Source organism: Pseudomonas fulva NBRC 16637 = DSM 17717 (assembly GCF_000730565.1).
Classification (GTDB): Bacteria; Pseudomonadota; Gammaproteobacteria; order Pseudomonadales; family Pseudomonadaceae; genus Aquipseudomonas; species Aquipseudomonas fulva.
Genome location: NZ_BBIQ01000001.1, coordinates 376,325 through 400,794, shown reverse-complemented (window position 1 = coordinate 400,794; position 24,470 = coordinate 376,325). Strand labels below are relative to the sequence as shown.

The following is a 24,470-nucleotide window of genomic DNA, read 5'->3' as shown; positions in this document are numbered from 1 at the left end:
TGCCTATGTCCTTTCGCCTGCACCTTCGCACAGCCCTGCTCGGGCTGTGCCTTTGCCTTCCCCTGGCGGTCGCCGCCGCTGAAGCCCCCACCACCGCCAGCGTCCAGGAAAGCCTGGACAAGATCGCCGAGCGCAAGCTGCCCGAAGCCGATCAGAAGGCCCTGCAGCAAGTGCTCGAGCAAACCCTCAGCCTGCTGGCCAGCAAGGAAGACAACGAACGCAAGCTGACCGCCCTCAAGCAGCAGCTGGCCAGCGCGCCAAAGGAAACCAGCGACAGCCAGAAAGAGCTGGCAAGGCTCAAGCAGAGCTCGGTGCAGTCGGTGGCCCAGCGCTACGCCAACCTTGGCGTGCCGCAGCTCGAGCAGATGCTCAGTGAACGCACCACCCAGCAAGGCGAGCTGCAAAAGGCGCTGTCCGAAGCCAACAGCCTGATCATCAATTCGCAGACCCGTCCCGAACGGGCTCAGTCCGAGATCAGCAGCAGCCAGGCGCGGGCCCAGCAGATCAACAGCATCCTCAAAAGCGGCAAGGATGCGGGCAAGCCTATCAGTGCCGACCTGCGCAACCAGCTCAACGCCGAACTGGCCTCGCTCAACGCCCTCACCCAATTACGCCGCCAGGAGCTGGCCGGCAACAGCGTGCTGCAAGACCTGGGCAATGCCCGCCATGACCTGCTGATCGAGCGCACGGCACGCCTGGAGCAGGAAATCCAGGGCCTGCAGACCCTGATCAACGATAAACGCCTGGCCCAGTCCCAGGAAACCGTCACGCAGCAGTCGATCGAAGCCCAGAAAGCCGGCGGCAGCAGCCTGCTGGCCACCGAAAGCGCGGCCAACCTCAAGCTGTCCGACTACCTGCTCAGAAGCACCGACCGGCTCAACGAACTGACCCAGCAGAACCTGCGGACCAAGCAGCAGCTCGACACCCTGACCCAGGCCGATCAGGCGCTGGACGAGCAGATCAGCGTACTCAAGGGCAGCCTGCTGCTGTCCAAGATCCTGTACAAACAGAAACAGACTCTGCCGCACCTCAAGCTCGACCGTGACCTGGCTGACCAGATCGCCGACACGCGCCTGTACCAGTTCGAAGTCAATCAGCAGCGCGAGCAGATGAGCAGCCCGGTCAGCTACGTGGACAAACTGCTGGCTGCACAACCCCCCGAAACCGTCACCCCCCAATTGCGCAAGGCATTGCTGGAAGTGGCCATCACCCGCAGCGACTTGCTCGAACGCCTGAACCGAGAGCTGTCGGCGCTGCTCAACGAATCCATTACCCTGCAACTGAACCAGAAGCAGCTACTGGGCACTGCCCAAAGCCTGCGCACCACGCTGGACGAGCAGATGTTCTGGATACCCAGCAACAAGCCGTTGGACTGGGACTGGCTGGCCTATGTGCCGCAACGCCTGGCCGACCAGGTGGCGGACCTGCCGTGGAGCTCGGGCCTCAAGGAGCTGGCTGACGGGTTGAGCCAGCGCCCATTGCTGTTCCTGCCGCTGTTGCTGGTGATCGGCGCGTTGCTGTGGCGACGCAAGTACCTGTACCAGCGCCTGGGCAAGGTGCACCAGGACATCGGCCATTTCCGTCGCGACAGCCAGTGGCACACCCCGCAGGCGATCCTGATCAACATCCTGCTGGCGATGCCGGTGAGCCTGGGCCTGGCGCTGTGCAGCTACGCCCTGCAGATCGACGCCCGCGGGCAGAACGCCAACCTTGGCGCGGCACTGTGGCAACTGGCCCAGGCCTGGCTGGTGTTCTATACGGCCTACCGCATCCTCTCGCCTGGCGGGGTGGCCGAGATTCACTTCCGCTGGTACAAGCCCCAAGTGGAGTTCTTGCGCGGCTGGGTTCGGCGGCTGGGCACTGTGGTGCTGGCACTGGTGGGGGTGGTGGCGGTGGCCGAGCACCAGCCCTCGGCGCTGGCCGACGACGTGCTGGGGATTGGCGTGGTGCTGACCTGCTACGCACTGATGGCCTGGTTGCTCAGCCGCCTGTTGCTGAGCAGCCCTGCCCACCGCGACACCTCGCTGTTTCGCAAAGCAGTGGGCGTGGCCTTCACGGCCTTGCCCATCGCCCTGTTCATCGCCGTGTGCTTCGGCTACTACTACACGGCGCTGAAACTCACCGACCGCCTGATCTACACCCTCTACCTGCTGCTGTTCTGGCTGGTGATCGAGGCGGCATTCGTACGCGGGCTTTCCGTGGCCGCCCGACGCCTGGCCTACCAGCGCGCGCTCAGCAAGCGGGCTGCAGCCAAGGAAGGGCTCGATGGCGAAGTCGTCGTCGAAGAACCGACGCTGGACATCGAACAGGTCAATCAGCAGTCCCTGCGCCTTATCCGCCTGGCCTTGCTCGGTGGCTTCATCGCCGGCCTGTACTGGGTGTGGTCGGACCTGCTCTCGGTATTCGCCTACCTCAACAACTTCGTGTTGTACGAATACACCAGCGGTACGGGCGCTGCGGCGAGCATGGTCCCCATCAGCCTCGGTGACCTGCTCGGCGCACTGGTGATCGTGGGCATTACCTTCGCCCTGGCCGGCAACTTGCCCGGCCTGCTGGAGGTGCTGGTACTGTCGCGGCTTAATCTGGCCCAAGGCAGTGCTTACGCCACCACCACGCTGCTGTCCTACACCATCGTCGGCGTCGGCATCGTCAGTACCCTCTCCACCCTGGGGGTCAGCTGGGACAAGCTGCAGTGGCTGGTCGCCGCGCTGTCGGTAGGCCTGGGTTTCGGCATGCAGGAAATCTTCGCCAACTTCATTTCGGGCATCATGATCCTGTTCGAACGCCCGGTGCGTATCGGCGACACCATCACCATCGGCAACTTGTCGGGCACGGTGAGCAAGATCCGCATCCGCGCCACCACCATCACCGACTTCGACCGCAAGGACATCATCGTCCCCAACAAGACGTTCATCACCGGGCAACTGATCAACTGGTCGCTCACCGATACCGTTACCCGCGTCACCCTGAAACTGGGCATCGACTACGGCTCGGACCTGGACCTGGTACGCGACCTGCTGCTCAAGGGTGCGCATGAGAACCCGCGGGTGCTCAAGGACCCGGAACCTCTGGTGTACTTCCTGCAATTCGGCGAAAGCTCACTGGACCACGAACTGCGCATGCACGTCCGTGACCTGGGTGATCGCAACCCGACGCTGGACGAGATCAATCGCTACATCAACCGGGAGTTCAAGGCGCACGATATCAAGATCTCCGTACGCCAGGTCGAGGTGTTCCTGATGGACCCCAAAGCCGGCAAACAACAGTTGATACCGATGGACTCGCCCAAATCCGATGGCACTCAACCGGTGTGATTGGACTCCATAGGGCAGAGACGCCCGTTCAACCCGCGAGGGCCTGGCCCTCGCTCACGGCCGGTCCGCCCGCACAGGGCCACGCAGCGGCCGCTTGCCACCTCGACTCAGGAGCAGCCCCGTGAAAGCCCTCGACCAGCTCACCTTCGACAACCGCTTCGCCCGCCTGGGGGACGCATTCTCTACCCAGGTACTGCCCGAGCCGATCGCAGACCCTCGCCTGGTGGTCGCCAGTGCATCGGCCATGGCGCTGCTCGACCTCGACCCGGCCCAGGCCGAGCTGCCGTTGTTCGCCGAACTGTTCAGTGGCCACAAGCTCTGGGAAGGCGCCGATCCACGAGCGATGGTGTATTCCGGCCATCAGTTCGGCGGCTACAACCCGCGCCTGGGTGACGGCCGCGGCCTGTTACTGACCGAGGTGGTCAACGATGCCGGTGAACATTGGGACCTGCACCTCAAGGGCGCCGGCCAGACCCCCTACTCGCGCATGGGCGATGGCCGTGCCGTGCTGCGCTCCTCGATTCGTGAGTTTCTGGCGAGCGAAGCCTTGCATGCCCTCGGTATCCCCAGCAGCCGAGCCCTGTGTGTGATCGGCTCCAGCACCCCGGTGTGGCGGGAAACCCAGGAAAGCGCCGCCATGCTCACCCGCCTTGCCCAGAGCCATATCCGCTTTGGCCATTTCGAATACTTCTACTACACCCAGCAGCCCGAGCAGCAGCGCGTGCTGATCGACCATGTACTCGAGGAGCACTACCCGCAGTGCAAAGACGCCGAGCAGCCTTACCTGGCCATGTTCCAGACCATCGTCGAGCGCAATGCCGAGCTGATCGCACGCTGGCAAGCGTACGGTTTCTGTCACGGCGTGATGAACACCGACAACATGTCGATTCTGGGGATCACCTTCGACTTCGGCCCGTTCGCTTTCCTTGACGACTTCGATGCCAACTTCATCTGCAACCACTCCGACGACCGCGGCCGCTACAGCTATGCCAACCAGGTACCGATCGCCCATTGGAACCTCAGCGCGCTGGCCCAGGCCTTGACCACGGTGGTCGAGGTCGAAGCGCTCAAGCAGGCACTGGCGCTGTTCCTGCCCCTCTACCAGGCCCATTACCTGGACCTGATGCGTCGCCGGCTCGGCCTGACTACCGCCGAGGATGAAGACATGGCCTTGGTCGAGCGTCTGCTGCAACGCATGCAGAGCGGTGGTGTGGACTACAACCTGTTCTTCCGCCGCCTGGGCGATCAACCGCTGGCCGACGCGCTGCAATCGGTACGTGACGCCTTCATCGACCTGGCGGGTTTCGATGCCTGGGCTGTCGACTATCAAGCGCGCTGCGAACGTGAACCGAACCATGCTGCCGGGCGGCGTGAGCGCATGCACGCCGTGAACCCGCTGTATGTGCTGCGTAACTATCTGGCGCAGAACGCCATCGAAGCGGCCGAGGCAGGCGACTACACTGAGGTCAGGCGTTTGCATGAGGTGCTGAGCCGCCCGTTCGAGGAACAGGCCGGAATGCAGGCCTATGCAGCGCCGCCACCTGCCTGGGGCAAGCACTTGGAAATCAGTTGCTCGTCCTGAAGCCCACAGACGCCAACGGAGATGCAATGACCGATCCGCTAATTGTCCCTTGCCCTCACTGCAACGGCCTGAACCGCTTGCCCGCCGACCGCCTGGGCGATGCGCCCAAGTGTGGCCGCTGCAAGCAGCAAGTGGTGCTCCAGGCGCCGTTCGTGCTGACCGAGAGCAGCTATGCAAGCCAGGTCAAAGGCGACCTGCCCTTGCTGATCGACGTCTGGGCCGATTGGTGTGGCCCCTGCAAGGCCTTCGCGCCAGTCTTCGAACAAGCGGCCCGCCAACTGACTGGCCGCTGCCGCCTGGCCAAGCTCGACAGCGAAGCCAACCGCTCCCTGGCCGGGCAACTGGGCATTCGCTCGATCCCGAGCCTCATACTGATGCGCAACGGCCGCGAGATCGCGCGCCAGGCAGGGGCACTTCCCCTTCAGCCACTGCTGGAGTGGCTGCGCAGCCAGGGAGTTTGACCTCAGGTACCTGCAAGCAGCGACTCATAGGGGATACGTAGCCCCTCGTGCAGACGTCTGATCAAGCTGCACCTACTCATCCCCACCCAGCAAATCATGCAGCGCCACGAATTGCTGGGTCAGTTTGTGACGGGGGTCGAGGTGGATCAGGGGCAGGCTGGCGTGATGCGACTCCCGCATCTTCACTGAACTGCCCAGGTACACCGGCAGCACCGGCAAGCCTTCGGCCAGTAGCGCGTCCAGCATCTGCTGCGGCAGGCTGGCGCGGGGCTGGAACTGGTTCACCACGATGCCCTCGACGACCAGGTGTTCGTTGTGGTCTTCCTTGATGTCCTCGATCTCGGCCAGCAACCCGTACAGGGCCTGACGCGAGAAGCTGTCGCAGTCGAACGGGATCAGCACTCGGTCCGCTGCGATGAGCGCCGAGACGGCATAGAAGTTGAGGGCCGGCGGGGTGTCGATGTAAATCCGCTCGTAATCTTCACTCAAGACGTCGAGCAATTTACGCAGCTTGTTGATCTTGTGCTTGGCTTCGAGCTTGGGTTGCAGGTCGGCCAACTCCGAGGTGGCGGTGACCACATGCAGGTTTTCGAACGGTGTCAGGTGGATATCGACCTTATTCTTCTTCACCCCGGGCCCACTGGACAGGCTCTGCTTGAAGAAATCGGCGATGCCCATGGGAATGTCTTCGCCCACCAGCCCGGTGAGGTACTGGGTCGAGTTGGCCTGTGCATCCAGGTCGATCAGCAAGGTTCGGTAGCCTTCATGGGCGCTTACCGCTGCCAGGTTGCAGGCGATGCTGGATTTGCCCACCCCGCCTTTCTGATTGAACACCACGCGTCGCATGACTGACCTCCGGATAGGGACGAGTTGCCGAGTATGTGGCGACGCCGTGCCCATGGCCAGCGCTGCTACAGCGGCTGCGCACCAGACATGGCGCTGTGCCGACTGTCGGAAAAAGGAAACTATTCAATCGGACCACGCCACATCCGCTTGAAGGCGTTGTCTCTTTGGATCCGAATCCATTGCTACATCACCGCCGCACCGGGATAATGCGCGCCACTCGATGAACGCACCACCCCTGACAGGCAGGCGCCGACACGTTCGCTCGGCATGGAAGCCCCTCAGGGCGGGAAGAAAACCACCGTGATCACCTTCAACATCACCCAATGGCGTGCATGGGCTCCGGGCCTTTCGGCGCCTGCCGACTGGCACGCCTGGGCCAGTGGCAATTCGCCATCGGGTGCTGACGCCTGCGCGCCTGACGTGGCCTTTCTGCCGGCCATGCAACGCCGTCGGCTGAGCCACATGGCGCGCATGGCGTTCGCGGTGGCCTGGCCATTGGCAGAGGGCCAGCCGCCGCTGCCGCTGGTCTTCGTGTCACGCCACGGTGAAACACCCCGTACGTTTTCGATTCTGGGCGAACTGGCTGCGGGGCAGCCGCTATCACCTACCCAGTTCAGCCTCTCGGTGCACAACGCGGTCATCGGCCTGTGGTCGATCCTGCGCGGTTCCACCTGCGAGATGACGGCACTGGCCGCCGCGGGGGATGGTTTCGAGCAGGGCGTGGTGGAAGCCGCAGCGCTCATGGCTGATGGTGCCCCAGCCGTGCTGTTGATCGTTACCGAAGAACAGCCGCCGCCGGCCTATGGCCCCTGGATAGACGACGTCCCATTCGCCTATGCGCTCGGCCTGTTGCTGACCCCAGGCCAGCAATGGCAGCTAGCGCCCGGCCAGGTCGCCGCATCACCGGCAGTGCCTGGGCTGCCTCACGGCTTGGCCTGGCTCAAGGCCATGCTCAACGGCCGCACCGATTTCACTCACACAGGGAAGCGTCGTACATGGAACTGGCACCGACAGCCGTGAGCAGGTCAGGCGATGCCTTCATCTGGCGCCTGTTGGCCACCGCGACGAGCTTTATACTGTTTGGCATGGGCTGCCTGACCCTGCGGCTGTTCGTGTTTCCGCTGCTGGCCTGCCTGCCCGGTGGCCGAGTGCGCCACCGCGAGCGGGCCCGGCGCACCATCAGCTGGTTGTTCTGGCGCTTCGTGCAGTTCATGCGCGCCATGGGCGTGCTGACGTACGAAATCGAAGGGGCCGAGCGCCTGGGCCGGCCGGGTCAGATGATCATTGCCAATCACCCCTCCCTGATCGACGTGGTGTTCCTGATCGGCCTGGTACGCCAGGCCAACTGCGTCGTGAAGCAGAGCCTGTTCGACAACCCGTTCACACGCGGGCCGGTCAGTGAGGCGCAATACATCGGCAACGATGGCAGCATGGACATGCTCGACGCCGCCGTCGCCTCGCTGCAGCAGGGCCAGACCTTGGTGATTTTCCCGGAAGGCACGCGCACCTCGCCCGGCCAGCCGCCGGCCTTTCACCGCGGCGCGGCTGCGATTGCCCTGCGCGGTGCAAGCGTCATCACCCCAGTCACCATCAAGGTCAGCCCAACCACGCTGACCAAGAACGAACCCTGGTACCGCATCCCTGGCAGGCGTGTGCACTTCACCCTTTCGGTGGGCCCGGACGTGCATCCCGACGCCTACGCAGCGCTGGGCCCTGCACCCAAAGCTTCCCGCCTGCTCAACGACTACCTGCACAACTACTACATCAAGGAGCTCGCCGCCGATGAGCGCGCCACAGCAAGACCTCAACCGTGATCTCAAGCAACTGATCATCGACGCCCTGGGCCTGGAGGACATCAGCATCCAGGACATCGACGACGAACAGACCCTGTTCGGCGAAGGCCTGGGCCTGGATTCGGTTGATGCGCTCGAGCTCGGCCTGGCCATCCAGAAGCGTTATGGCATCAAGATCGACGCCGATGCCAAGGACACCCGCAACCATTTCAGCAGTGTCGCCGCCCTGGCGGCGTTCGTCACTGCCCGTCAGGCCGCCTGAGATCGCATCATGCAAACCCGTGAAGACATCTTCAACATCCTGCGCGACGCCTTGGTCGAATTGTTCGAGCTCGAGCCTGAGCGTATCAGCCTGGACGCCAACCTTTACCAGGATCTGGAAATCGACAGCATCGACGCCGTCGACCTGATCGATCACATCAAGCGCCAGACAGGCAAGAAGATAGCCGCTGACGAGTTCAAGTCGGTGCGTACCGTCAACGACGTGGTCGAGGCCGTGTTCCGCCTGGTGAACCCGGAGGCATGAAGCGACTGATCGGCGCCGGCCTGCTGATTGCCGGGCTGCTGTATCCGTTCGCCGTGCATTTCGGCATGGCGCACTACGCCCCCTGGCAATTTGGCCTGCTGCTCGGCGGCCTTTGGCTGGCACGTGCGCTCAGCGCCCCTCGTCGGCCCGGCAGCCTGTGGATGGCAATTGCCGCCCTGCTGTTCTGTGGGCTGCTGGGGCTGTCGGACAGCCAGGCACTGCTGCGTTGGTATCCGGTGCTCATCAGTACCTTCATGCTGGGGCTGTTCGGTAGCAGCCTGCTGCACGGCATGCCGGTGGCCGAACGCCTGGCACGCTTGAGCGACCCAGCGCTGCCACCGCGCGCGGTGCGTTATACCCGGCAGGTCACCCAGGCCTGGTGCCTGTTCTTTTTGCTCAACGGCCTGATCGCGGCCGCGCTTACGCTGTGGGCGCCGTTGGCCTGGTGGACGCTCTACAACGGCGTCATCGCCTATGCCGCGATGGGCGTGCTGTTCGCCCTCGAATGGCTGATTAGACAACGTGTGCGAGGACGCTCATGAACTGGATCAACCTCCAACACCTGCTGCTGCCGCTGGATGCGCCGCGCCAGGTGACCCAAGCCCCTGTCCTGGACCATGCCGAACTGAGCCAGCAGGCACTGCGCCTGGCCGGTGGCCTGCGTGCGCGGGGTGTTCGCCGATTGGCGGTGCACCTGGAGGACGCCGCGCAACTGGCCGCTGCCCTGCTCGGTGCATGGCGGGCCGAGGTTGAGGTCTTGCTGCCGGCCGACCTGCAACCGGCCACACGCGAGCGCTGGAATGCCCACGTAGACCTGTGGCTCACGGATCAGGCTGAGGATACGCTGCCCGACGACCTGTTCGACGCGCCCTTGCCACCTGCCGTTCTGGACTTGGCCCGGTGCCGCATCAGCCTGTGTACCTCCGGGTCCAGCGGCGAGCCCAAGCGCATCGACAAGCAGCTCACGCAACTGGCCAGCGAGGTGAACGCGCTGGAGCACTTGTGGGGCAAGGCCCTGGGCCCTGCCTGGATCATCGGCAGCGTCGCCACCCAGCACATCTACGGCCTTTTGTTCCGCGTGCTGTGGCCCTTGTGCGCCGGGCGTGGTTTCGAGCGCCGTCAATTGCCGTTCCCCGAAGACCTGCAACGGGCCAGCCGCGCCCACCCGGCCTTTGCCTGGGTCGCCAGCCCGGCGCTGCTCAAGCGCATGGGGGAAAACCTCGACTGGCCAGCCCTGCAACCGGTGCGCAAGGTGTTCTCGTCGGGCGGTGAGTTGCCCGCCGATGCGGCCGAGCGCCTGCACCAGCGTCTCGGCCAATGGCCGGCAGAGATCCTCGGCAGCTCGGAGACCGGCGGGATCGCCTGGCGCCAGGGGCAGCCCTTGTGGCAGCCGTTTGCCGGGGTACAGGTCAGCCAGAATGAACAGGGCGCGCTGTGCATCGCCTCGCCCTACCTCCCTGCGGGGCATGTGGAACACAGCGCCGACGCTGTCGAATTCTCATCAGATGGGCGCTTTCGCTTGCTGGGGCGACTGGATCGGATCGTCAAACTCGAAGAAAAGCGCATTTCGCTGCCCATGCTCGAACAGGCCTTGTGCACGCATCCATGGGTGTCTGAAGCACGCCTTGGCATGATCGAAAACGGCCGGGCCAGCCTCGGCGCCCTGCTGGTGCCGACCCCCGCAGGCTTGCACGCCCTGCGCAACCAGGGGCGGCGGGCCTTGGTCGAGGCCCTGCGCAGCCACCTGGCAGGCCACTGTGAGGCGCTGGCACTCCCCCGCCGCTGGCGCTTGGTGCAGCATTTGCCGCTCAACAGCCAGGGCAAGCTGACCCAGGCTGCGCTGCAGGCATTGCTGCTGGCGCCTCGCAGCATGGCGCCGCATGTGCTGGAGCAGCACCGCGAGGGTGACGAACTCCAGCTCAAGCTCGGCGTGCCCCTGGACCTTGCCTGTTTCCCGGGGCATTTTCCCCGCACGCCCGTGTTGCCCGGTGTGGTCCAGATCGACTGGGCCGTCGCGCTGGCCGCTGAGCTGACCGAGTCGCCGCTGCGCTTTGCAGGCATGGAGGTGCTCAAGTTCCAGCAGTTGGTGCGGCCCGGCGATGAGCTGGCGCTGAGCCTTCGCCTGGACAAGGCCCGCGGTAAGCTTTACTTCGCCTTCACCTGTGCCGGTCAACCGTGCTCGAGCGGCCGGGTTCTGTTGGAGAACGCCTGTGCATAAGCCCTGCGCGGTGATCCCGGTCTACAACCATGAACAGGCCGTTCCGGCGGTCGTGGACGACTTGCTGCGCGCGGGCCTGCCCTGCGTGCTGGTCGACGATGCCAGCGACGCAGGCTGCGCGCAGGTGCTCGCCCGGCTGGCCGAACAGACGAACGTGTTTCTGGTCACCCTGCCCGTCAACCAGGGCAAGGGCGGTGCAGTCATGGCCGGCCTGCGCGAGGCAGCGCGACTGGGCTTCAGTCATGCGTTGCAGGTCGATGCCGATGGCCAGCACGACCTGGGCGATGTGCAGACGTTTCTGGAACATTCGCGTCATGCCCCCCAGGCACTGGTGTGCGGTTATCCACAGTACGATGCCAGTGTGCCCAAAGGGCGGCTGTACGCGCGCTACCTAACCCACGTCTGGGTGTGGATCAACAGCCTGTCGCTGCAGATTCCCGACTCCATGTGCGGGTTTCGGGTCTATCCGCTGCCAGCCACGCTGGCCCTGATCGACACCGTGCGACTTGGCAAGCGCATGGACTTCGACCCGGAAATTCTCGTGCGCCTGGCCTGGCGCAACCAACCAATGCGCTGGCTGCCGACGCCGGTACATTATCCACAGGATGGCCTGTCGCATTTTCGCCTGGTCCACGACAACGCACTGATTTCCAAGATGCACGCCAAGCTGTTCTTCGGCATGCTGGTGCGCGCACCGGCGATCCTCTGGCGTCGGTGGCGGTCATGAGCGAACCGTCGCAGCACTGGGCCGACCACCAGGAGCGGGGCAGCTTCTGGCTGATGAAGCTGACCGCCGCCCTGGTACGGTTGCTAGGCCGCCGCGTGCTCAGCCCATTGATCCACGTGATCGTCGCCTACTTCTTCCTGTTCGGCCGCCGTGCCCGCCGCAGCGCGTGGCAGTACCAGCAACGCTTGCGCCAGTGGAACGCCGGGCAGACGCCTGCCCCTGGCTCATGGCAGGTCTTTCGTCAGTTCATGGCCTTTGCCGAGGCCCTGCTGGACAAGCTTGACGTGTGGAACGGCAAGCTGCGCATCGAGGATATCGAAATCCACGACCCTGCCGGCCTGCGTCAGCAACTGCGCGGCGCACGCGGGCAGATGCTGGTGGGCGCCCACCTGGGCAACCTGGAAGTCTGCCGGGCCCTGGCCGAAATCGGCGAGCAGGTGACCATGAACGTGCTGGTGCACACCCGCCATGCCGAGCGCTTCAACCGCTTGCTGGGCGAGGCGGGCGCCACCAACCTGCGGCTCATCCAGGTCAGCGAGCTGGACCCTGCGGTGATGCTGCAACTGTCCGAGCGCCTGGAGCGCGGTGAATGGCTGGCCATCGCGGGTGATCGCGTGCCGCTGCATGGCGGGCGTACCGTCGAGGTGGACTTCCTAGGCCACCGCGCCGCCTTCCCGCAGGGCCCCTGGTTGCTGGCGGGCATGCTCGAATGCCCGCTCAACCTGCTGTTCTGCCTCAAGCACGACGGCCGCTACCACGTCACCCTCGAGCCCTTTGCCGAACGCCTGCAATGGCGACGCGGCCAGCGCGATGAAGTCATCGCCCAGTGGGCCGCCCGCTACGCCGATCGCCTGGGCCACTACTGCACGCGCGCGCCCCTGCAGTGGTTCAATTTCTACCCTTTCTGGAAGACCGATGACGATGCAAGCGCATGAACCTGTCACGTTCGGCGAATCGCCGCTGGCTATCGAAGACGTCGTGGCGCTGGCCGAAGGCCGCGCCACGGCACACCTGCAGGGCGATGCCGCCTACCGCGAGCGCATTGCCCGCGGGGCGCGCTTTCTCGACACCCTGCTCGACAAGGAAGGGGTGATCTACGGCGTGACCACCGGCTACGGCGACTCCTGTGTCGTGGCCGTGCCGCTGGAACACGTCGAGGCGCTGCCACGCCACCTCTACACCTTCCACGGTTGCGGCCTCGGCAAGCTGCTGGACGCCTCGGCCACACGCGCAGTGCTGGCTGCACGCCTGCGTTCGCTCAGCCACGGGGTATCCGGTGTTCGCCTGGAACTGCTCGAGCGCCTGCGCGACTTCATTGCCCACGACGTCCTGCCGCTGATCCCCGAAGAGGGTTCGGTAGGCGCCAGTGGCGACCTCACCCCGCTGTCCTACGTGGCCGCGACGCTCTCGGGCGAGCGCGAGGTGATGTTCCAGGGCCAGCGCCGCCTCAGCGCCGACGTGCACCGCGAACTGGGCTGGCAGCCCCTGGTGCTCAGGCCCAAGGAAGCCCTGGCCCTGATGAACGGCACGGCAGTGATGACCGGCCTTGCGTGCCTGGCGTTTGCCCGCGCCGATTATCTTCTGCACTTGGCAACCCGCATCACCGCACTGAACGTGGTTGCCCTGCAAGGCAACCCCGAGCATTTCGACGAACGCCTGTTCGCCGCCAAGCCACACCCTGGCCAGGCGCAGGTCGCCGCCTGGCTGCGCCAGGACTTGGCGATCGACGCACCCCTGCCGCCCTTGCACCGCCTGCAGGACCGCTATTCGCTGCGCTGCGCGCCGCACGTCCTGGGGGTGCTGGCCGACAGCCTGGGCTGGTTGCGTGGTTTCATCGAGACCGAGCTCAACAGTGCCAACGACAACCCGATCATCGACGGTGATGCCGAGCGCGTGCTGCACGGTGGTCATTTCTACGGCGGGCACATCGCCTTTGCCATGGACAGCCTGAAAACCCTCGTCGCCAACGTGGCCGACCTGCTCGACCGACAACTCGCGCTGGCGGTGGATGTGCGTTACAACCACGGCCTGCCGAGCAACCTGTCGGGCGCACCGGCCGAGCGCGCCATGATCAACCACGGTTTCAAGGCTGTGCAGATCGGGGCCAGCGCCTGGACTGCCGAAGCGCTCAAGCAGACCATGCCCGCCAGCGTGTTTTCGCGCTCCACCGAATGCCACAACCAGGACAAGGTGAGCATGGGCACCATTGCCGCCCGCGATGCCCTGCGGGTCCTGGAGCTGACCGAGCAAGTCGCCGCCGCTGCGTTGCTGGCCGCCAACCAGGGCGTCTGGCTGCGCAGCCAGCAGCCCCAGGCACACGCGCTGCCCCCTGCGCTGGCGCAGATGCACGAGGCGTTGTTGCAGGAGTTCGCGCCGGTCATCGAAGACCGGGCGCTGGAAGGCGAGCTGCGCCACTGCCTGGTGCGCATCGGCCAACGTCACTGGAGGCTGCATGCGTAACCCTGGCGTTTTCCACGTCGACACCGAAGTCATCGTGCCGTTTTTCGATGTCGACAGCATGCATGTGGTCTGGCATGGCCATTATGTGAAGTACCTGGAAGTGGCGCGGTGCGCCCTGCTCGACCGCCTGGCGCACAACTATGTGCAGATGCAGGCCAGCGGCTATGCATGGCCGGTGATCGACCTGCAGCTGCGCTACATGCGCGGCGCCACGTTCGGTCAGCGCCTGGTGGTGCGGGCCAGCCTGGTGGAATGGGAAAACCGCCTGAAGCTGCATTACCTGATCAGCGACGCCGTGACCGGTGAGCGCATGACCCGTGCCAGTACGGTTCAGGTGGCCGTGCACATCGACAGCGGCGAAATGCAGCTGGCCTCGCCGCAGGTCATGCTCGACGCCGTGCAGCAGGTGTTGTCATGAGTGCTGCGCTAAGACGGCTGGCCTGCGTGCTGGCAACGTTGGCGGTGCTGATCGTCAGCCCCTTGAGCGCAGCCTTTGACCTGGACGCCCTGCAACACCAGCTCAGCGCACCTGCGGTGGTCAAGGGCCCCTTCATTCAGGAAAAACACCTGCGTGCCCTGCCCCAGCCCTTGCTGAGCGAAGGTGAGTTCGTGCTTGCCCGTGATCATGGCCTGCTCTGGATGCTGCATACGCCACTGCGTCAGGACTACCGGATCGACGCCCATGGCATTGCCCGGCGCGACCCGAGCGGCTGGCAAGTGCTGCCGAGCCGCAGCGCCGGTGCGCAGCAAAACCAGCTGTTCTTTGCCGTGCTGCAAGGTGACAGCACTGGGCTGCAGCGTGATTTCGAACTGGCCTTGAGCGGCGATTCAACCCAGTGGCAACTGCGTCTGACCCCACGCTCGTTGCTGCTCAAGCAAATCTTCAGCCGCATCGATATCAGCGGCGGGCGTTTTGTGCAGCGCATCGAGCTGAGCGAGACCCAAGGCGACAGCACCGTGTTGCGCCTGCCTGAAAGCACCGGCGCTGCCGAGCTGAGCGACATGGAGCGCAGTGACTTTGCCGACTGAACGCCAGTTGCCGCGCCTGTTCGTCTGCCTGCTGCTGATCATGCTGGCCGTGGCCGGCTGGCAGTGGCACCGCGGCGCGCCCTTGTCCGCCGACTTGATGGCGCTGGTACCCGGAGCGACCCAGGATCCGCTGGTGCAACAGGCCGAGCAGCGGATGCAGGAACCGCTGAACCGCGAGTTGCTGCTTCTGGTCGGCCACGCTCAGCGTCAACAGGCAGTGGCGCTGGCACAACGGTTGGCGGAACAGTGGCAGGCCACTGGCCTGTTCGAAAAGGTGCAGTGGAGCCTGGACACCGACCTGCAGGCAGTGCGTGATCAGTTGCTCAAAGGTCGCCTGGCCATGCTGCCGTCATCTGACCGGCAACAATTGCAGCAGGAGCCGGACGCCTTCGTGGCGCAGCGCGTCCAGAGCCTGGTCGATCCCTTCGCAGGGTTCAGCCTCGTGCCAGGCCAGGATGACTGGCTAGGCCTGACCGGGCGTATCCAGAATGCCCAGCCCAAGCCCGCGAACGTGGAACTGGACACCGCCAGCGGTGCCTTGATTGCCCAGGCCGAAGGGGATTACTGGGTGCTGGTGCGCGCGCGCACCCTGGGCAATGCCTTCGACATGCACCTGCCCCTGCAGGTCGCGGACTTGCTGGCCCAGGCGCGTGTGCAGGCAAGCGCTGTCGATGCGCAGTTGCTGGCCGCCAGCGGCCTGCTGCACGCGGCCGCCGGCCAGCAGCAAGCCAGCCGGGAGATCACCTGGGTAGGCGGCGGGGCAACGCTGGGCATCTTGCTGTTGCTATTGCTGGCCCTGCGCAGCGTGCGTGCGCTGCTGGCGTTCCTACCCGTGCTGGTCGGCATGCTGTTCGGTTCAGTGGTGTGCGTGGCGGTGTTCGGCCAGATGCACGTCATGACCCTGGTGCTGGGCTCCAGCCTGATCGGCGTCGCGATCGACTACCCACTGCACTACCTGACCAAGAGCTGGAGCCTCAAGCCCTGGCAAAGCTGGACGGCCGTGCGCCTGACCCTGCCAGGCATGAGCCTGAGCCTGGCCACCAGTTGCATCGGCTACCTGGCATTGGCCTTCACCCCGTTCCCGGCGCTGACCCAGATTGCCGTTTTCTCCGCCGCTGGCCTGTTGGGCGCCTACCTCAGTGCGGTGTGCCTGGTCCCGGCCCTGCTGAGCAAGGCGCAGCTGCAACCTGCCGATTGGCCAATGCGTATCGCGCAGGCGCTCACCCGCTGGCGTGAGGCATTGCTGCGCAAAGTGCCGAGCGCAGCGCTGTTGGCCCTGCTGCTGTTGTTCTGCGCCAGCGGCCTCTGGCACCTACAGACCCACAACGACATCCGCCAATGGGTGGGCACGCCGCCGCAACTGTTGCAGCAAGCCCAGGCAGTGGCACGCATCACCGGTTACCAGCCCACCAGCCAGTTCTACCTGGTGCGGGCTGCCGACCAGCAGCAATTGCTCGAACGCACCCAACAGCTTGGGGCCAAGCTCGATGAGTTGGTCGCGCTGGGCAAACTCAAGGGCTACCTGAGCCTCGGACAGCTGGTCGCAACCCCTGCCGAGCAAGCACAGGTGCGCGAGGCCCTGGCCACGCTAACGGCGCATTGGCAGCCGCTGGTGGCGCTCGGCGTTCCCCAGGCGGCCTTGGCCGCTGAAGTCGCGCAACTGCGCGCACTGCCACTGCAGCGTATCGACGACGTGCTGGCAGGCCCGTTGGGCGAGGCATGGCGGCCCTTGTGGCTGGGCAGCACAGGTGACGGCGTGGCTGCCATCGTCAGCCTGCAAGGTTTGTCTGACGCCGCCCTGTTGCAGTTGCAGGCGCAGGGCCTGCCCGGTGTACAGCTGGTTGATCGTCTTGGCGAGCTGAACCAGTTGTTCGCCGCCACCCAGGTCAGCGCAGCGGAACTCAAACTGCTTTCGTGTGCGTTGATTCTGATGCTGCTGGCAGTGCCTTTCGGGTTGCGGGGTTCTTTGCGCATCGTTGCCCTGCCGCTGTTGGCTGCTCTGTGCAGCCTGGCGAGCCTCGGCTGGCTGGGCGAGCCGTTGACACTGTTCAGCCTGTTCGGATTGCTGCTGGTGACGGCCATCAGCGTCGACTACGCCATCCTCATGCATGAGCGCATCGGCGGCGCCGCGGTGAGCCTGCTCGGAACCTTGCTGGCTGCGTTGACCACATGGCTGTCGTTCGGCCTGCTGGCCCTGTCCAGTACGCCGGCAGTCAGCAACTTTGGCATGGCGGTAAGCCTGGGCCTGGTGTTCAGCTTCCTGCTGGCGCCTTGGGCAGCGCCTCGCGAGGGAGCGCACGACCGCTCATGATGATCGCCGTCTTCTGGGCGCTGGCGCTGGCGCTCTTCACCCTGGCCAGCAGGCTGGGCAAGCGCCTCGGGCTGATCCCGATCGTCAGCCATCTGTTGCTGGCAACACTGGTACTCCCTGCCTTGATGGGTCTGTGGGTAACGCCGCACTGGCAATTGGAGGGCACTGCGTTAATTGCACCAGCATGGGTAAAAGCCCTCTACGGCGGCAGTTTCGCCTTGTTGCTCGGTCATATCCTGATCGACGTGCTGGCGCTGCGCCCGGACCGACAGGCGGTGAAACTTGCCGTGCCCAGCTTCCTGCTGCCGTTCCTCTGCGGTATCGCCTGCGCGATCTGGGTGATAGGCCTGAGCGGGGTCGGTGCACTGGCACTGGGCCTGCTGTTCGCAATCACCGCCATACCGGTGCTCTACCTCTATCTCCAGGCAATCGACTATCCCCCGGCGGCCAGCCGGCGGTTGTTGCAGGCTGCCATCTTGATCGACCTGGCGTGCTGGCTATTGCTAGGTGTGGGCCAAGGCAGCCTCGATCCCGGCACACTGGCCGTGCCGCTGTTGGCGGCGCTGCTGCCATGGCCGTTGCACGCGCTGGGTCTGCGCGCGCCTTCGCTGTATGGCGCGTTGTTCCTGGTGCTGCTGTTCATTGCCGAACACTACAAGCTCAACGCACTGATCCTGGGGGTTGGCTATCTGGCGTGCCTGGCCTGGCTCAAGGTCGCGGCGGCATTGCCACTGCCAGAGGGGTACAACCGCCGCGTGCAACAGGGCCTGGCGGTCCCCATGATCCTGACCTACGGCGTGGTGCAGATCGATGCCCACCAGGCCCTGGGGCAGTTGGACGCGTGGCAGCTGGTCGCCTTGCTGGTGCTTCCGATCGCCAGCAAGTTGCTGGGCAACTGGCTGGGCCTGTGCTGGGCTGCTGCGTCGCCCGGCGCTGCCGGCAAATGGCGCGAAAGCCTGCTGCTGAACATTCGCGGCCTCAGTGAAATCGTTTTTCTCAACCTGCTGCTGTCCCAGCAGTTGATTACCCCAGCGGTGTACTTCGCGCTCATGCTGATGAGCCTGGTCGCCACTCTGATGCCGGCGCTGGCCGGCCTTCATCGCCTTCCGCTCAACACAGAACCCATGGCAAGGAGCCCGCATGCCAACCCTTGAAACCCAACAACGCCAGGTCCTGGTCATCGGCGCCGGGCCTTCCGGTGCCATCGCGGCGGCCTTGCTCAAGCGCAGCGGGCACGACGTGCTGGTGATCGAGCGTCAGCGCTTCCCGCGCTTTTCCATCGGCGAAAGCCTGCTGGCGCACTGCCTGGACTTCGTCGAAGAGGCGGGCATGCTGGATGCCGTGCAGGCGGCAGGTTTCCAATACAAGAATGGTGCTGCCTTCGCATGGGGCGACGAATACACCGCCTTCGACTTCGGGCAGACCTTCACGCCAGGCAAGACCAGCACCTTCCAGGTGCAGCGTGCTCGCTTCGACCAGATACTGGCCGACCAGGCCCAAGCGCAGGGCGTGGAGATCCGCTACGAGCATGAGGTGGTCAGCGCCGACATGGGCGGGCTACAGCCACAGGTGCGTGTGCGCCGGCCTGATGCCAGCGAGTACGTGCTCCAGGCACAGTTCGTCCTGGATGCCAGTGGCTATGGCCGCGTGCTGCCGCGTCTGCTGGACCTTGAAGCCCCGTCCGCCTTCCCAGTGCGCAAGGCGGTCTTCACGCACATCGAAGACCGCATCGACCACCCCGGCTTCGACCGCGACAAGATCCTCATCACCACCCACCCCGAGCACCGTGACATCTGGTTCTGGACCATCCCCTTCAGTGATGGCCGCACCTCGTTGGGGGTAGTGGCTGCCGCTGAGCGCTTTGCCACTGCCCCTGACGACCTCGATGCGTGCCTGAAGCACTTCGTGGCGCAAGCGCCCGCCCTGGCCAAGGTGCTGGCCAATGCAGTCTGGGACACCCCGGCTCGCACCATCGGCGGCTACTCGGCCAACGTGAAAGCCCTGCATGGGCCGGGTTATGCGCTGCTGGGCAATGCCGCAGAGTTCCTCGACCCGGTGTTCTCCTCCGGGGTCACCATCGCCATGCGCTCTGCCAGCATGGCTGCAGGCCTGCTGCATCGCCAACTGCAAGGGGAGGCAGTGGACTGGCAGAGCGCATTTGCCGAGCCGCTGCAGCGTGGCGTCGACACCTTCCGTGTCTACGTGGAGGGCTGGTACGACGGCAGCTTCCAGGATGTGATCTATCACCCCGGCAGCTCACCGGAGATTCGCGCCATGATCAGCTCCATACTGGCCGGGTATGCCTGGGATACACGTAACCCGTTCGTCGCCGAGCCTCGGCGCCGGCTGCGTACCCTGGCTGAACTGTGCGCAAGGGACACCCCATGACCCAGCGCCCGTTCCTGAGCGAGACTTACGTGGAAGAAACCCGCATCGGGTTTCGCTTCCTGAGCAGCCACACCTGGCAGCATCACGTGCTGCGGGTGGCGATCGATGACCTCGCCCGACTCTTCGCAGGCGCCCTTCCCCAGGCGCCGGTTCTGCTCGATGCCGGCTGCGGGCAGGGCAAGTCGTTCAAACACCTGCAACGGGTATTCGCCCCCTCCAGGCTGCTGGGCACCGACGCCGATCCGCACAGCCTCGACCTCAGCGCAGCCGAGGCCAAGCGGCTGGGCATCGAGGTGGAATTGTCTGGCGGTGACTGCGCCAGCCTGCCCTACCCCGATGCCAGCATCGATGTGCTGTTCTGCCATCAGACCTTTCATCACCTGGTCGAACAGGAAAAGGCCCTGGCCGAGTTCTACCGCGTACTCAGACCGGGCGGCTACCTGCTGTTCGCAGAATCCACCCAAGCCTATATCGATACCTGGGTGATTCGCTGGTTCTTCCGTCACCCCATGCACGTGCAGAAAAGTGCCGAAGGTTATCTGCACATGCTGCGCATGCAGGGGTTCGCGTTCGGGTCCGACAACGTGTCCTATCCCTACCTGTGGTGGAGCAGGGCCAAGGACTTCGGCCTGCTGGAGCGTCTGGGCCTGCGCAAGCCACCTCCCGTTGGCGAACGCGATGAAACGCTGGTCAATGTCGTGGCTCGCAAGCCCTTGGAGCACGCATGAAAACCTGGATGGCGCTAGTCCTTTGCCTGATGCTCGGTGCCTGCGCCGCCAGGGCCCCGCTGCCCGCATCCCCCCCGGCGCTTGCCCTGCCGCAGCAACTGCATGTGGAGCGTACCCAGGCCGGTCAGCGCCAGGACTGGCTGCTGGTGATCCAGGACGAGGGTGGCCGCCTGCGCTGGTCGCTGCTCGACCTGCTGGGTATTCCCCAGGCGCGACAAGTGCTGGACGGCCAGCAGTGGCAGGCCGACGGCTTGCTGCCACCCGACCCGGCGGCCCGCGAGTTGTTCGCCGCCGTGCTGTTCGCCCTCACGCCACAGGACCAGTTGGCCCGGTCGTATCCCCAGGCCCGGCAGGAGCAGGGGCAGCGTTGGCTGGGCAAGCGCTGGCGAGTGACCTACCGCACGGCCCACGCCTTCGACTTGCACTTGGACCAAGGCCTGCGCTATGTAGTCGCCCCCCTGCCCCGTGAGCACACACCATGACCGCCTACCTCAATGCCCTGGGCCTGATCTGCGCCCTTGGCCATGGCCAGGCCGAGGTCGCCGCACGCCTGTTCGCCGGCGACTGCTCAGGAATGCGGCCGGCCGCAGGCTGGATCCCCGAGCGCCAGCCTCCGGTGGGAGCCGTGATGCAGCCACTGCCAGCCGTCCCCTTGCCGGAGCAGCACAGTCGCAACAACCAGCTGCTGTACGCCGCCGCGTTGCAGATAGAGCCCGCCCTGCGCCAGGCGATCGCACAATACGGCGCCCACCGTGTTGGGGTGGTCCTGGGCACCAGCACTTCGGGCATCGCCGAAGGCAGTGCCGCCATTGGCCACTTCCTGGCGGGCGGCCACTTCCCGGCCGATTATCACTATGACCAGCAAGTGTTGAGCGCGCCGGCCGACTTTCTCGCCGACTGGCTGCAACTCGGCGGCCCGGCCTATGTGATTTCAACCGCGTGTACCTCCAGCGGCCGAGCACTGCTGAGCGCTCGGCGCCTGCTGGACCTGGGCGTGTGCGATGCAGTGCTGTGCGGCGGCGTGGATAGCCTCTGTCACCTCACGCTCAATGGGTTCAGCGCTCTGGAAGCGATCAGCGAGCACCGCTGCAATCCGCTCTCGGCCAACCGCGACGGCATCAATATCGGCGAGGCCGCCGCCTTGTTCTTGATGACCCGCACACCCGAAGCGCAAGGCGAGCGCATCGCCTTGCTCGGCGCGGGCGCCAGTTCCGACGCGCACCACATCTCCGCGCCCGACCCAACTGGCGCCGGTGCCTTGCAGTGCATGGGCAAAGCGCTGGACAATGCGGGGCTTGAGCCCGCGCACATCCATTACCTGAACCTGCACGGCACCGCCACGCCCCATAATGACGCCATGGAAAGCCTGGCCGTCGATACCCTGTTCGGCGCCGGCCTGCCCTGCTCATCCAGCAAGCCGATGACGGGCCACACCCTGGGCGCTGCCGGTGCGCTCGAGGCAGCGTTCTGCTGGCTGAGCCTGAGCAGGCACAACCCGTTGGGTTTGCTGCCGCCGCACGTGTGGGACGGTCAGCCCGACCCTGCCCTGCCTGAACTGACCCTGGTCGACGGCAGCCAGCGCCTGGCAACCCATGGCCCACGCCGACTGATGAGCAACTCGTTCGCCTTCGGCGGCAACAACGTCAGCCTGATTCTTGGAGACACCGCATGATCACCTGGCCCCTGGCCGAGCTGCTGCCCCATGCTGGCGACATGATCCTGATCGATCACATCGAGCATTGTGACGAGGAGCAGATCAGCACCCGCACCACCGTACGGCCCGGCGCACTGTTCAATCGCGCCGATGGCAGCCTGCCGGCCTGGTTCGGCATCGAATTGATGGCCCAGAGCGTGGCCGCCTATGCCGGCTGTCGGGCACGGCGCAATGGGCAAGCCGTCGAGCTGGGTTTCCTGCTCGGTGCCCGCAAGTACTCGTGCGATGTCGAGTCTTTTCCGGCCGGCGCCCAATTGCATGTGCACGCCCAGCGTTCGCTCGAAGACGAGAACGGCATGGGCGTTTTCGAATGTCACCTGCGCGGCCCCGGCATCCACGCCACCGCCCGCCTGAATGTGTACCGCCCGCCGCAAGCGGCCAGCTACCTGGCCGAAGCGGGCCCTGAGGAGCCCCTGTCATGACTGATACCATTCTGGTGACCGGTTCGAGCCGTGGAATCGGCCGCGCCATCGCCCTGCGCTTGGCCCGCTCGGGCTACGACCTGGTGCTGCATTGCCGCAGCGGCCGGGCCGACGCCGACGCGGTGGCCGATCAAGTGCGCGCGTTGGGGCAGCAGGCGCGGGTATTGCAGTTCGACATCGGCGAACGTGCCGCCTGCCGCACAGCGCTCGAAGCCGACGTGGAGGCCCACGGCGCCTATTACGGCGTGGTGTGCAATGCCGGCCTGACCCGCGACGGCGCTTTCCCGGCGCTGACCGACGAGGATTGGGACCAGGTGCTGCGGACCAACCTGGACGGTTTCTACAATGTGCTGCAGCCGCTGACGATGCCCATGATCCGCCGCCGTGCGCCGGGTCGCATCGTCTGCATCACCTCGGTTTCGGGGCTCATCGGCAACCGCGGGCAGGTCAACTACAGCGCGTCGAAGGCGGGCCTGATCGGGGCGGCCAAGGCCCTGGCAATCGAATTGGGCAAGCGGCGCATCACCGTCAACTGCGTAGCGCCCGGGCTGATCGACACCGCCATGCTCGACGAACATGTGCCGGTAGACGAACTGATGAAGATGATCCCTGCCGGGCGCATGGGCACCGCTGAAGAGGTAGCGGGCGCCGTCAACTTCCTCATGTCGCCGGAGGCCAGCTACATTACCCGCCAGGTGCTGGCGGTCAACGGGGGGCTGTGCTGATGCGTCGCGTGGTCGTCACCGGCATGGCCGGCATCACCTCGCTGGGCAACGACTGGGCAACCATTGCCGGTCATTTCGCCAGCCAACGCAGTGGTATCCGCCGCATGGACGAGTGGGACCGCTTCGAGGAAATGAACACGCGCCTGGCAGGGCCCATCGATGATTTCAAGGTCCCGGCGCACTGGACGCGCAAGCAGCTTCGCAGCATGGGCCGGGTGTCCCGCCTGGCCGTTGGCGCCGCCGAACAGGCCCTTGCCGATGCAGGCCTGCTCGGCGACCCGAGCATTCGCGACGGCCGCATGGGCGTGGCCTGCGGCTCGTCCACCGGCAGCACCGACGAGATCAAGGCGTTCGGCAACATGCTGCTCAACTCGGTGGCCGACGGGCTCAATGCCAACTCCTATGTGCGCATGATGCCGCACACGACCGCCGCCAACATCAGCATTTTCTTCGGCCTGACCGGGCGCCTGATCCCCACGTCCAGTGCCTGCACCAGCGGCAGCCAAGGCATCGGTTATGCCTACGAAGCCATCAAGTACGGCCGCTTGCCGATGATGCTGGCCGGCGGTGCCGAAGAGCTGTGCCCGACCGAGGCCATGGTCTTCGATGCGCTCTATGCCACCAGCCTCAAGAACGACACACCGCACCTCAGCCCGCGCCCCTACGACTGCGGCAGGGATGGCCTGGTGATCGGCGAAGGTGCCGGCATGCTGGTGCTCGAAGCGCTTGAGCATGCACAGGCGCGGGGCGCGAAGATTCATGCCGAGATCATCGGTTTCGGCAGCAATGCCGACGGTCAGCACACGACCCGGCCTGAACAGTCGACCATGCGCAGGGCCATGGAGCTGGCGCTCGAAGACGCAGGCCTGGCCCCGGAGGCGATTGGCTATGTGAACGGCCATGGCACCGCCACCGAGCAAGGCGACATCGCCGAAACCCTGGCCACCAGCGGCCTGTTCGGCCCACGCATGCCCATCAGTTCGCAGAAGAGCTTCCTGGGCCATACGCTGGGGGCGTGCGGTGCACTGGAGTCCTGGTTCAGCATCGAGATGATGAACAGCGACCGCTATGTGCACACGCTGAACCTGGACGCGGTAGACCCTCGCTGCGGCGAACTGGATTACCTGCGGGGTGAGTTTCGCCATATGAACCACGGGTTTGTGATGAACAACAATTTTGCCTTTGGCGGGGTCAACACATCGCTGATCTTCCGCCGCTGGCCCTGA

At 65.1% G+C, this 24,470-nt stretch carries 24 protein-coding genes; 23 read left to right on the top strand and 1 reads right to left on the bottom strand.

Annotated features, from left to right (window positions below; all coding sequences use genetic code 11):
* Positions 1 to 5 precede the first annotated feature (5 nt).
* The 3 genes from mscK (at position 6) to trxC (ending at position 5,357) form a co-directional block, all read left to right on the top strand.
* Positions 6 to 3,314 carry a mechanosensitive channel MscK gene (gene mscK, locus PFU01S_RS01865; RefSeq protein ID WP_028686668.1) on the top strand — a complete coding sequence of 1,103 codons (3,309 nt, stop codon included), beginning with the start codon at positions 6 to 8 and terminating at the stop codon, positions 3,312 to 3,314.
* Positions 3,315 to 3,435: 121 nt separating this feature from the next.
* Positions 3,436 to 4,896 (top strand): protein adenylyltransferase SelO, encoded by a 1,461-nt coding sequence (gene selO / locus PFU01S_RS01860; protein ID WP_028686669.1) that lies wholly within the window; start codon positions 3,436 to 3,438, stop codon positions 4,894 to 4,896.
* 26 nt (positions 4,897 to 4,922) lie between these two features.
* Positions 4,923 to 5,357 (top strand): thioredoxin TrxC, encoded by a 435-nt coding sequence (gene trxC / locus PFU01S_RS01855; protein ID WP_027913541.1) that lies wholly within the window; start codon positions 4,923 to 4,925, stop codon positions 5,355 to 5,357.
* Between the two features lie 72 nt (positions 5,358 to 5,429).
* Here trxC and PFU01S_RS01850 read toward each other — a convergent pair whose 3' ends face one another.
* Positions 5,430 to 6,203: a ParA family protein gene (locus PFU01S_RS01850; RefSeq protein WP_028686670.1), complete on the bottom strand. Its 774-nt coding sequence runs from the start codon at positions 6,201 to 6,203 to the stop codon at positions 5,430 to 5,432.
* 267 nt (positions 6,204 to 6,470) lie between these two features.
* On the opposite strand from PFU01S_RS01850, the gene PFU01S_RS01845 reads away from it, so the two are divergent.
* The 20 genes from PFU01S_RS01845 to PFU01S_RS01750 are packed head-to-tail and all read left to right on the top strand — an operon-like array spanning position 6,471 to position 24,470.
* Positions 6,471 to 7,223: a beta-ketoacyl synthase chain length factor gene (locus PFU01S_RS01845; protein ID WP_173645885.1), complete on the top strand. Its 753-nt coding sequence runs from the start codon at positions 6,471 to 6,473 to the stop codon at positions 7,221 to 7,223.
* Complete coding sequence (locus tag PFU01S_RS01840) at positions 7,199 to 8,017, top strand: lysophospholipid acyltransferase family protein (protein WP_027913538.1); 819 nt, start codon at positions 7,199 to 7,201, stop codon at positions 8,015 to 8,017. Before PFU01S_RS01845 ends, PFU01S_RS01840 begins: the two co-directional genes overlap by 25 nt.
* Positions 7,986 to 8,258 (top strand): phosphopantetheine-binding protein, encoded by a 273-nt coding sequence (locus tag PFU01S_RS01835; protein WP_027913537.1) that lies wholly within the window; start codon positions 7,986 to 7,988, stop codon positions 8,256 to 8,258. The genes PFU01S_RS01840 and PFU01S_RS01835 overlap by 32 nt, the downstream gene beginning before the upstream one ends.
* Before the next feature lie 9 nt (positions 8,259 to 8,267).
* Positions 8,268 to 8,522 (top strand): acyl carrier protein, encoded by a 255-nt coding sequence (locus tag PFU01S_RS01830; RefSeq protein ID WP_027913536.1) that lies wholly within the window; start codon positions 8,268 to 8,270, stop codon positions 8,520 to 8,522.
* Positions 8,519 to 9,064: a COG4648 family protein gene (locus PFU01S_RS01825; protein WP_028686671.1), complete on the top strand. Its 546-nt coding sequence runs from the start codon at positions 8,519 to 8,521 to the stop codon at positions 9,062 to 9,064. Before PFU01S_RS01830 ends, PFU01S_RS01825 begins: the two co-directional genes overlap by 4 nt.
* Positions 9,061 to 10,740 (top strand): ApeI family dehydratase, encoded by a 1,680-nt coding sequence (locus tag PFU01S_RS01820; protein WP_027913534.1) that lies wholly within the window; start codon positions 9,061 to 9,063, stop codon positions 10,738 to 10,740. The genes PFU01S_RS01825 and PFU01S_RS01820 overlap by 4 nt, the downstream gene beginning before the upstream one ends.
* Positions 10,733 to 11,467, top strand: a complete 735-nt coding sequence (locus tag PFU01S_RS01815) for a glycosyltransferase family 2 protein (RefSeq protein ID WP_028686672.1) — start codon at positions 10,733 to 10,735, stop codon at positions 11,465 to 11,467. Before PFU01S_RS01820 ends, PFU01S_RS01815 begins: the two co-directional genes overlap by 8 nt.
* The gene (locus PFU01S_RS01810; protein WP_028686673.1) at positions 11,464 to 12,402 is read left to right on the top strand and encodes a lysophospholipid acyltransferase family protein; all 939 of its coding nucleotides are present in this window, start codon (positions 11,464 to 11,466) and stop codon (positions 12,400 to 12,402) included. Before PFU01S_RS01815 ends, PFU01S_RS01810 begins: the two co-directional genes overlap by 4 nt.
* Entirely contained in the window at positions 12,383 to 13,927 is a 1,545-nt protein-coding gene (locus PFU01S_RS01805) for an HAL/PAL/TAL family ammonia-lyase (protein ID WP_371259655.1), read from the top strand. Before PFU01S_RS01810 ends, PFU01S_RS01805 begins: the two co-directional genes overlap by 20 nt.
* Entirely contained in the window at positions 13,920 to 14,345 is a 426-nt protein-coding gene (locus PFU01S_RS01800) for an acyl-CoA thioesterase (RefSeq protein ID WP_027913530.1), read from the top strand. The genes PFU01S_RS01805 and PFU01S_RS01800 overlap by 8 nt, the downstream gene beginning before the upstream one ends.
* Positions 14,342 to 14,956: an outer membrane lipoprotein carrier protein LolA gene (locus PFU01S_RS01795; RefSeq protein WP_033694883.1), complete on the top strand. Its 615-nt coding sequence runs from the start codon at positions 14,342 to 14,344 to the stop codon at positions 14,954 to 14,956. Before PFU01S_RS01800 ends, PFU01S_RS01795 begins: the two co-directional genes overlap by 4 nt.
* Positions 14,946 to 17,267 carry an MMPL family transporter gene (locus tag PFU01S_RS01790; RefSeq protein WP_028686674.1) on the top strand — a complete coding sequence of 774 codons (2,322 nt, stop codon included), beginning with the start codon at positions 14,946 to 14,948 and terminating at the stop codon, positions 17,265 to 17,267. The genes PFU01S_RS01795 and PFU01S_RS01790 overlap by 11 nt, the downstream gene beginning before the upstream one ends.
* Positions 17,264 to 18,421, top strand: a complete 1,158-nt coding sequence (locus tag PFU01S_RS01785) for a cation:proton antiporter (RefSeq protein WP_028686675.1) — start codon at positions 17,264 to 17,266, stop codon at positions 18,419 to 18,421. The genes PFU01S_RS01790 and PFU01S_RS01785 overlap by 4 nt, the downstream gene beginning before the upstream one ends.
* Positions 18,408 to 19,655 carry an NAD(P)/FAD-dependent oxidoreductase gene (locus tag PFU01S_RS01780; protein ID WP_028686676.1) on the top strand — a complete coding sequence of 416 codons (1,248 nt, stop codon included), beginning with the start codon at positions 18,408 to 18,410 and terminating at the stop codon, positions 19,653 to 19,655. The genes PFU01S_RS01785 and PFU01S_RS01780 overlap by 14 nt, the downstream gene beginning before the upstream one ends.
* A complete protein-coding gene (locus PFU01S_RS01775; protein WP_028686677.1) occupies positions 19,652 to 20,383 on the top strand; it encodes a class I SAM-dependent methyltransferase in 732 nt (243 codons plus the stop codon). Before PFU01S_RS01780 ends, PFU01S_RS01775 begins: the two co-directional genes overlap by 4 nt.
* A complete protein-coding gene (locus PFU01S_RS01770; protein WP_028686678.1) occupies positions 20,380 to 20,865 on the top strand; it encodes a hypothetical protein in 486 nt (161 codons plus the stop codon). The genes PFU01S_RS01775 and PFU01S_RS01770 overlap by 4 nt, the downstream gene beginning before the upstream one ends.
* Entirely contained in the window at positions 20,862 to 22,055 is a 1,194-nt protein-coding gene (locus tag PFU01S_RS01765) for a beta-ketoacyl-[acyl-carrier-protein] synthase family protein (RefSeq protein WP_027913523.1), read from the top strand. The genes PFU01S_RS01770 and PFU01S_RS01765 overlap by 4 nt, the downstream gene beginning before the upstream one ends.
* Positions 22,052 to 22,519 carry a hotdog family protein gene (locus PFU01S_RS01760; protein WP_027913522.1) on the top strand — a complete coding sequence of 156 codons (468 nt, stop codon included), beginning with the start codon at positions 22,052 to 22,054 and terminating at the stop codon, positions 22,517 to 22,519. Before PFU01S_RS01765 ends, PFU01S_RS01760 begins: the two co-directional genes overlap by 4 nt.
* Positions 22,516 to 23,244: a 3-oxoacyl-ACP reductase FabG gene (gene fabG / locus PFU01S_RS01755; RefSeq protein ID WP_027913521.1), complete on the top strand. Its 729-nt coding sequence runs from the start codon at positions 22,516 to 22,518 to the stop codon at positions 23,242 to 23,244. Before PFU01S_RS01760 ends, fabG begins: the two co-directional genes overlap by 4 nt.
* A complete protein-coding gene (locus PFU01S_RS01750) occupies positions 23,244 to 24,470 on the top strand; it encodes a beta-ketoacyl-ACP synthase (RefSeq protein ID WP_027913520.1) in 1,227 nt (408 codons plus the stop codon). The genes fabG and PFU01S_RS01750 overlap by 1 nt, the downstream gene beginning before the upstream one ends.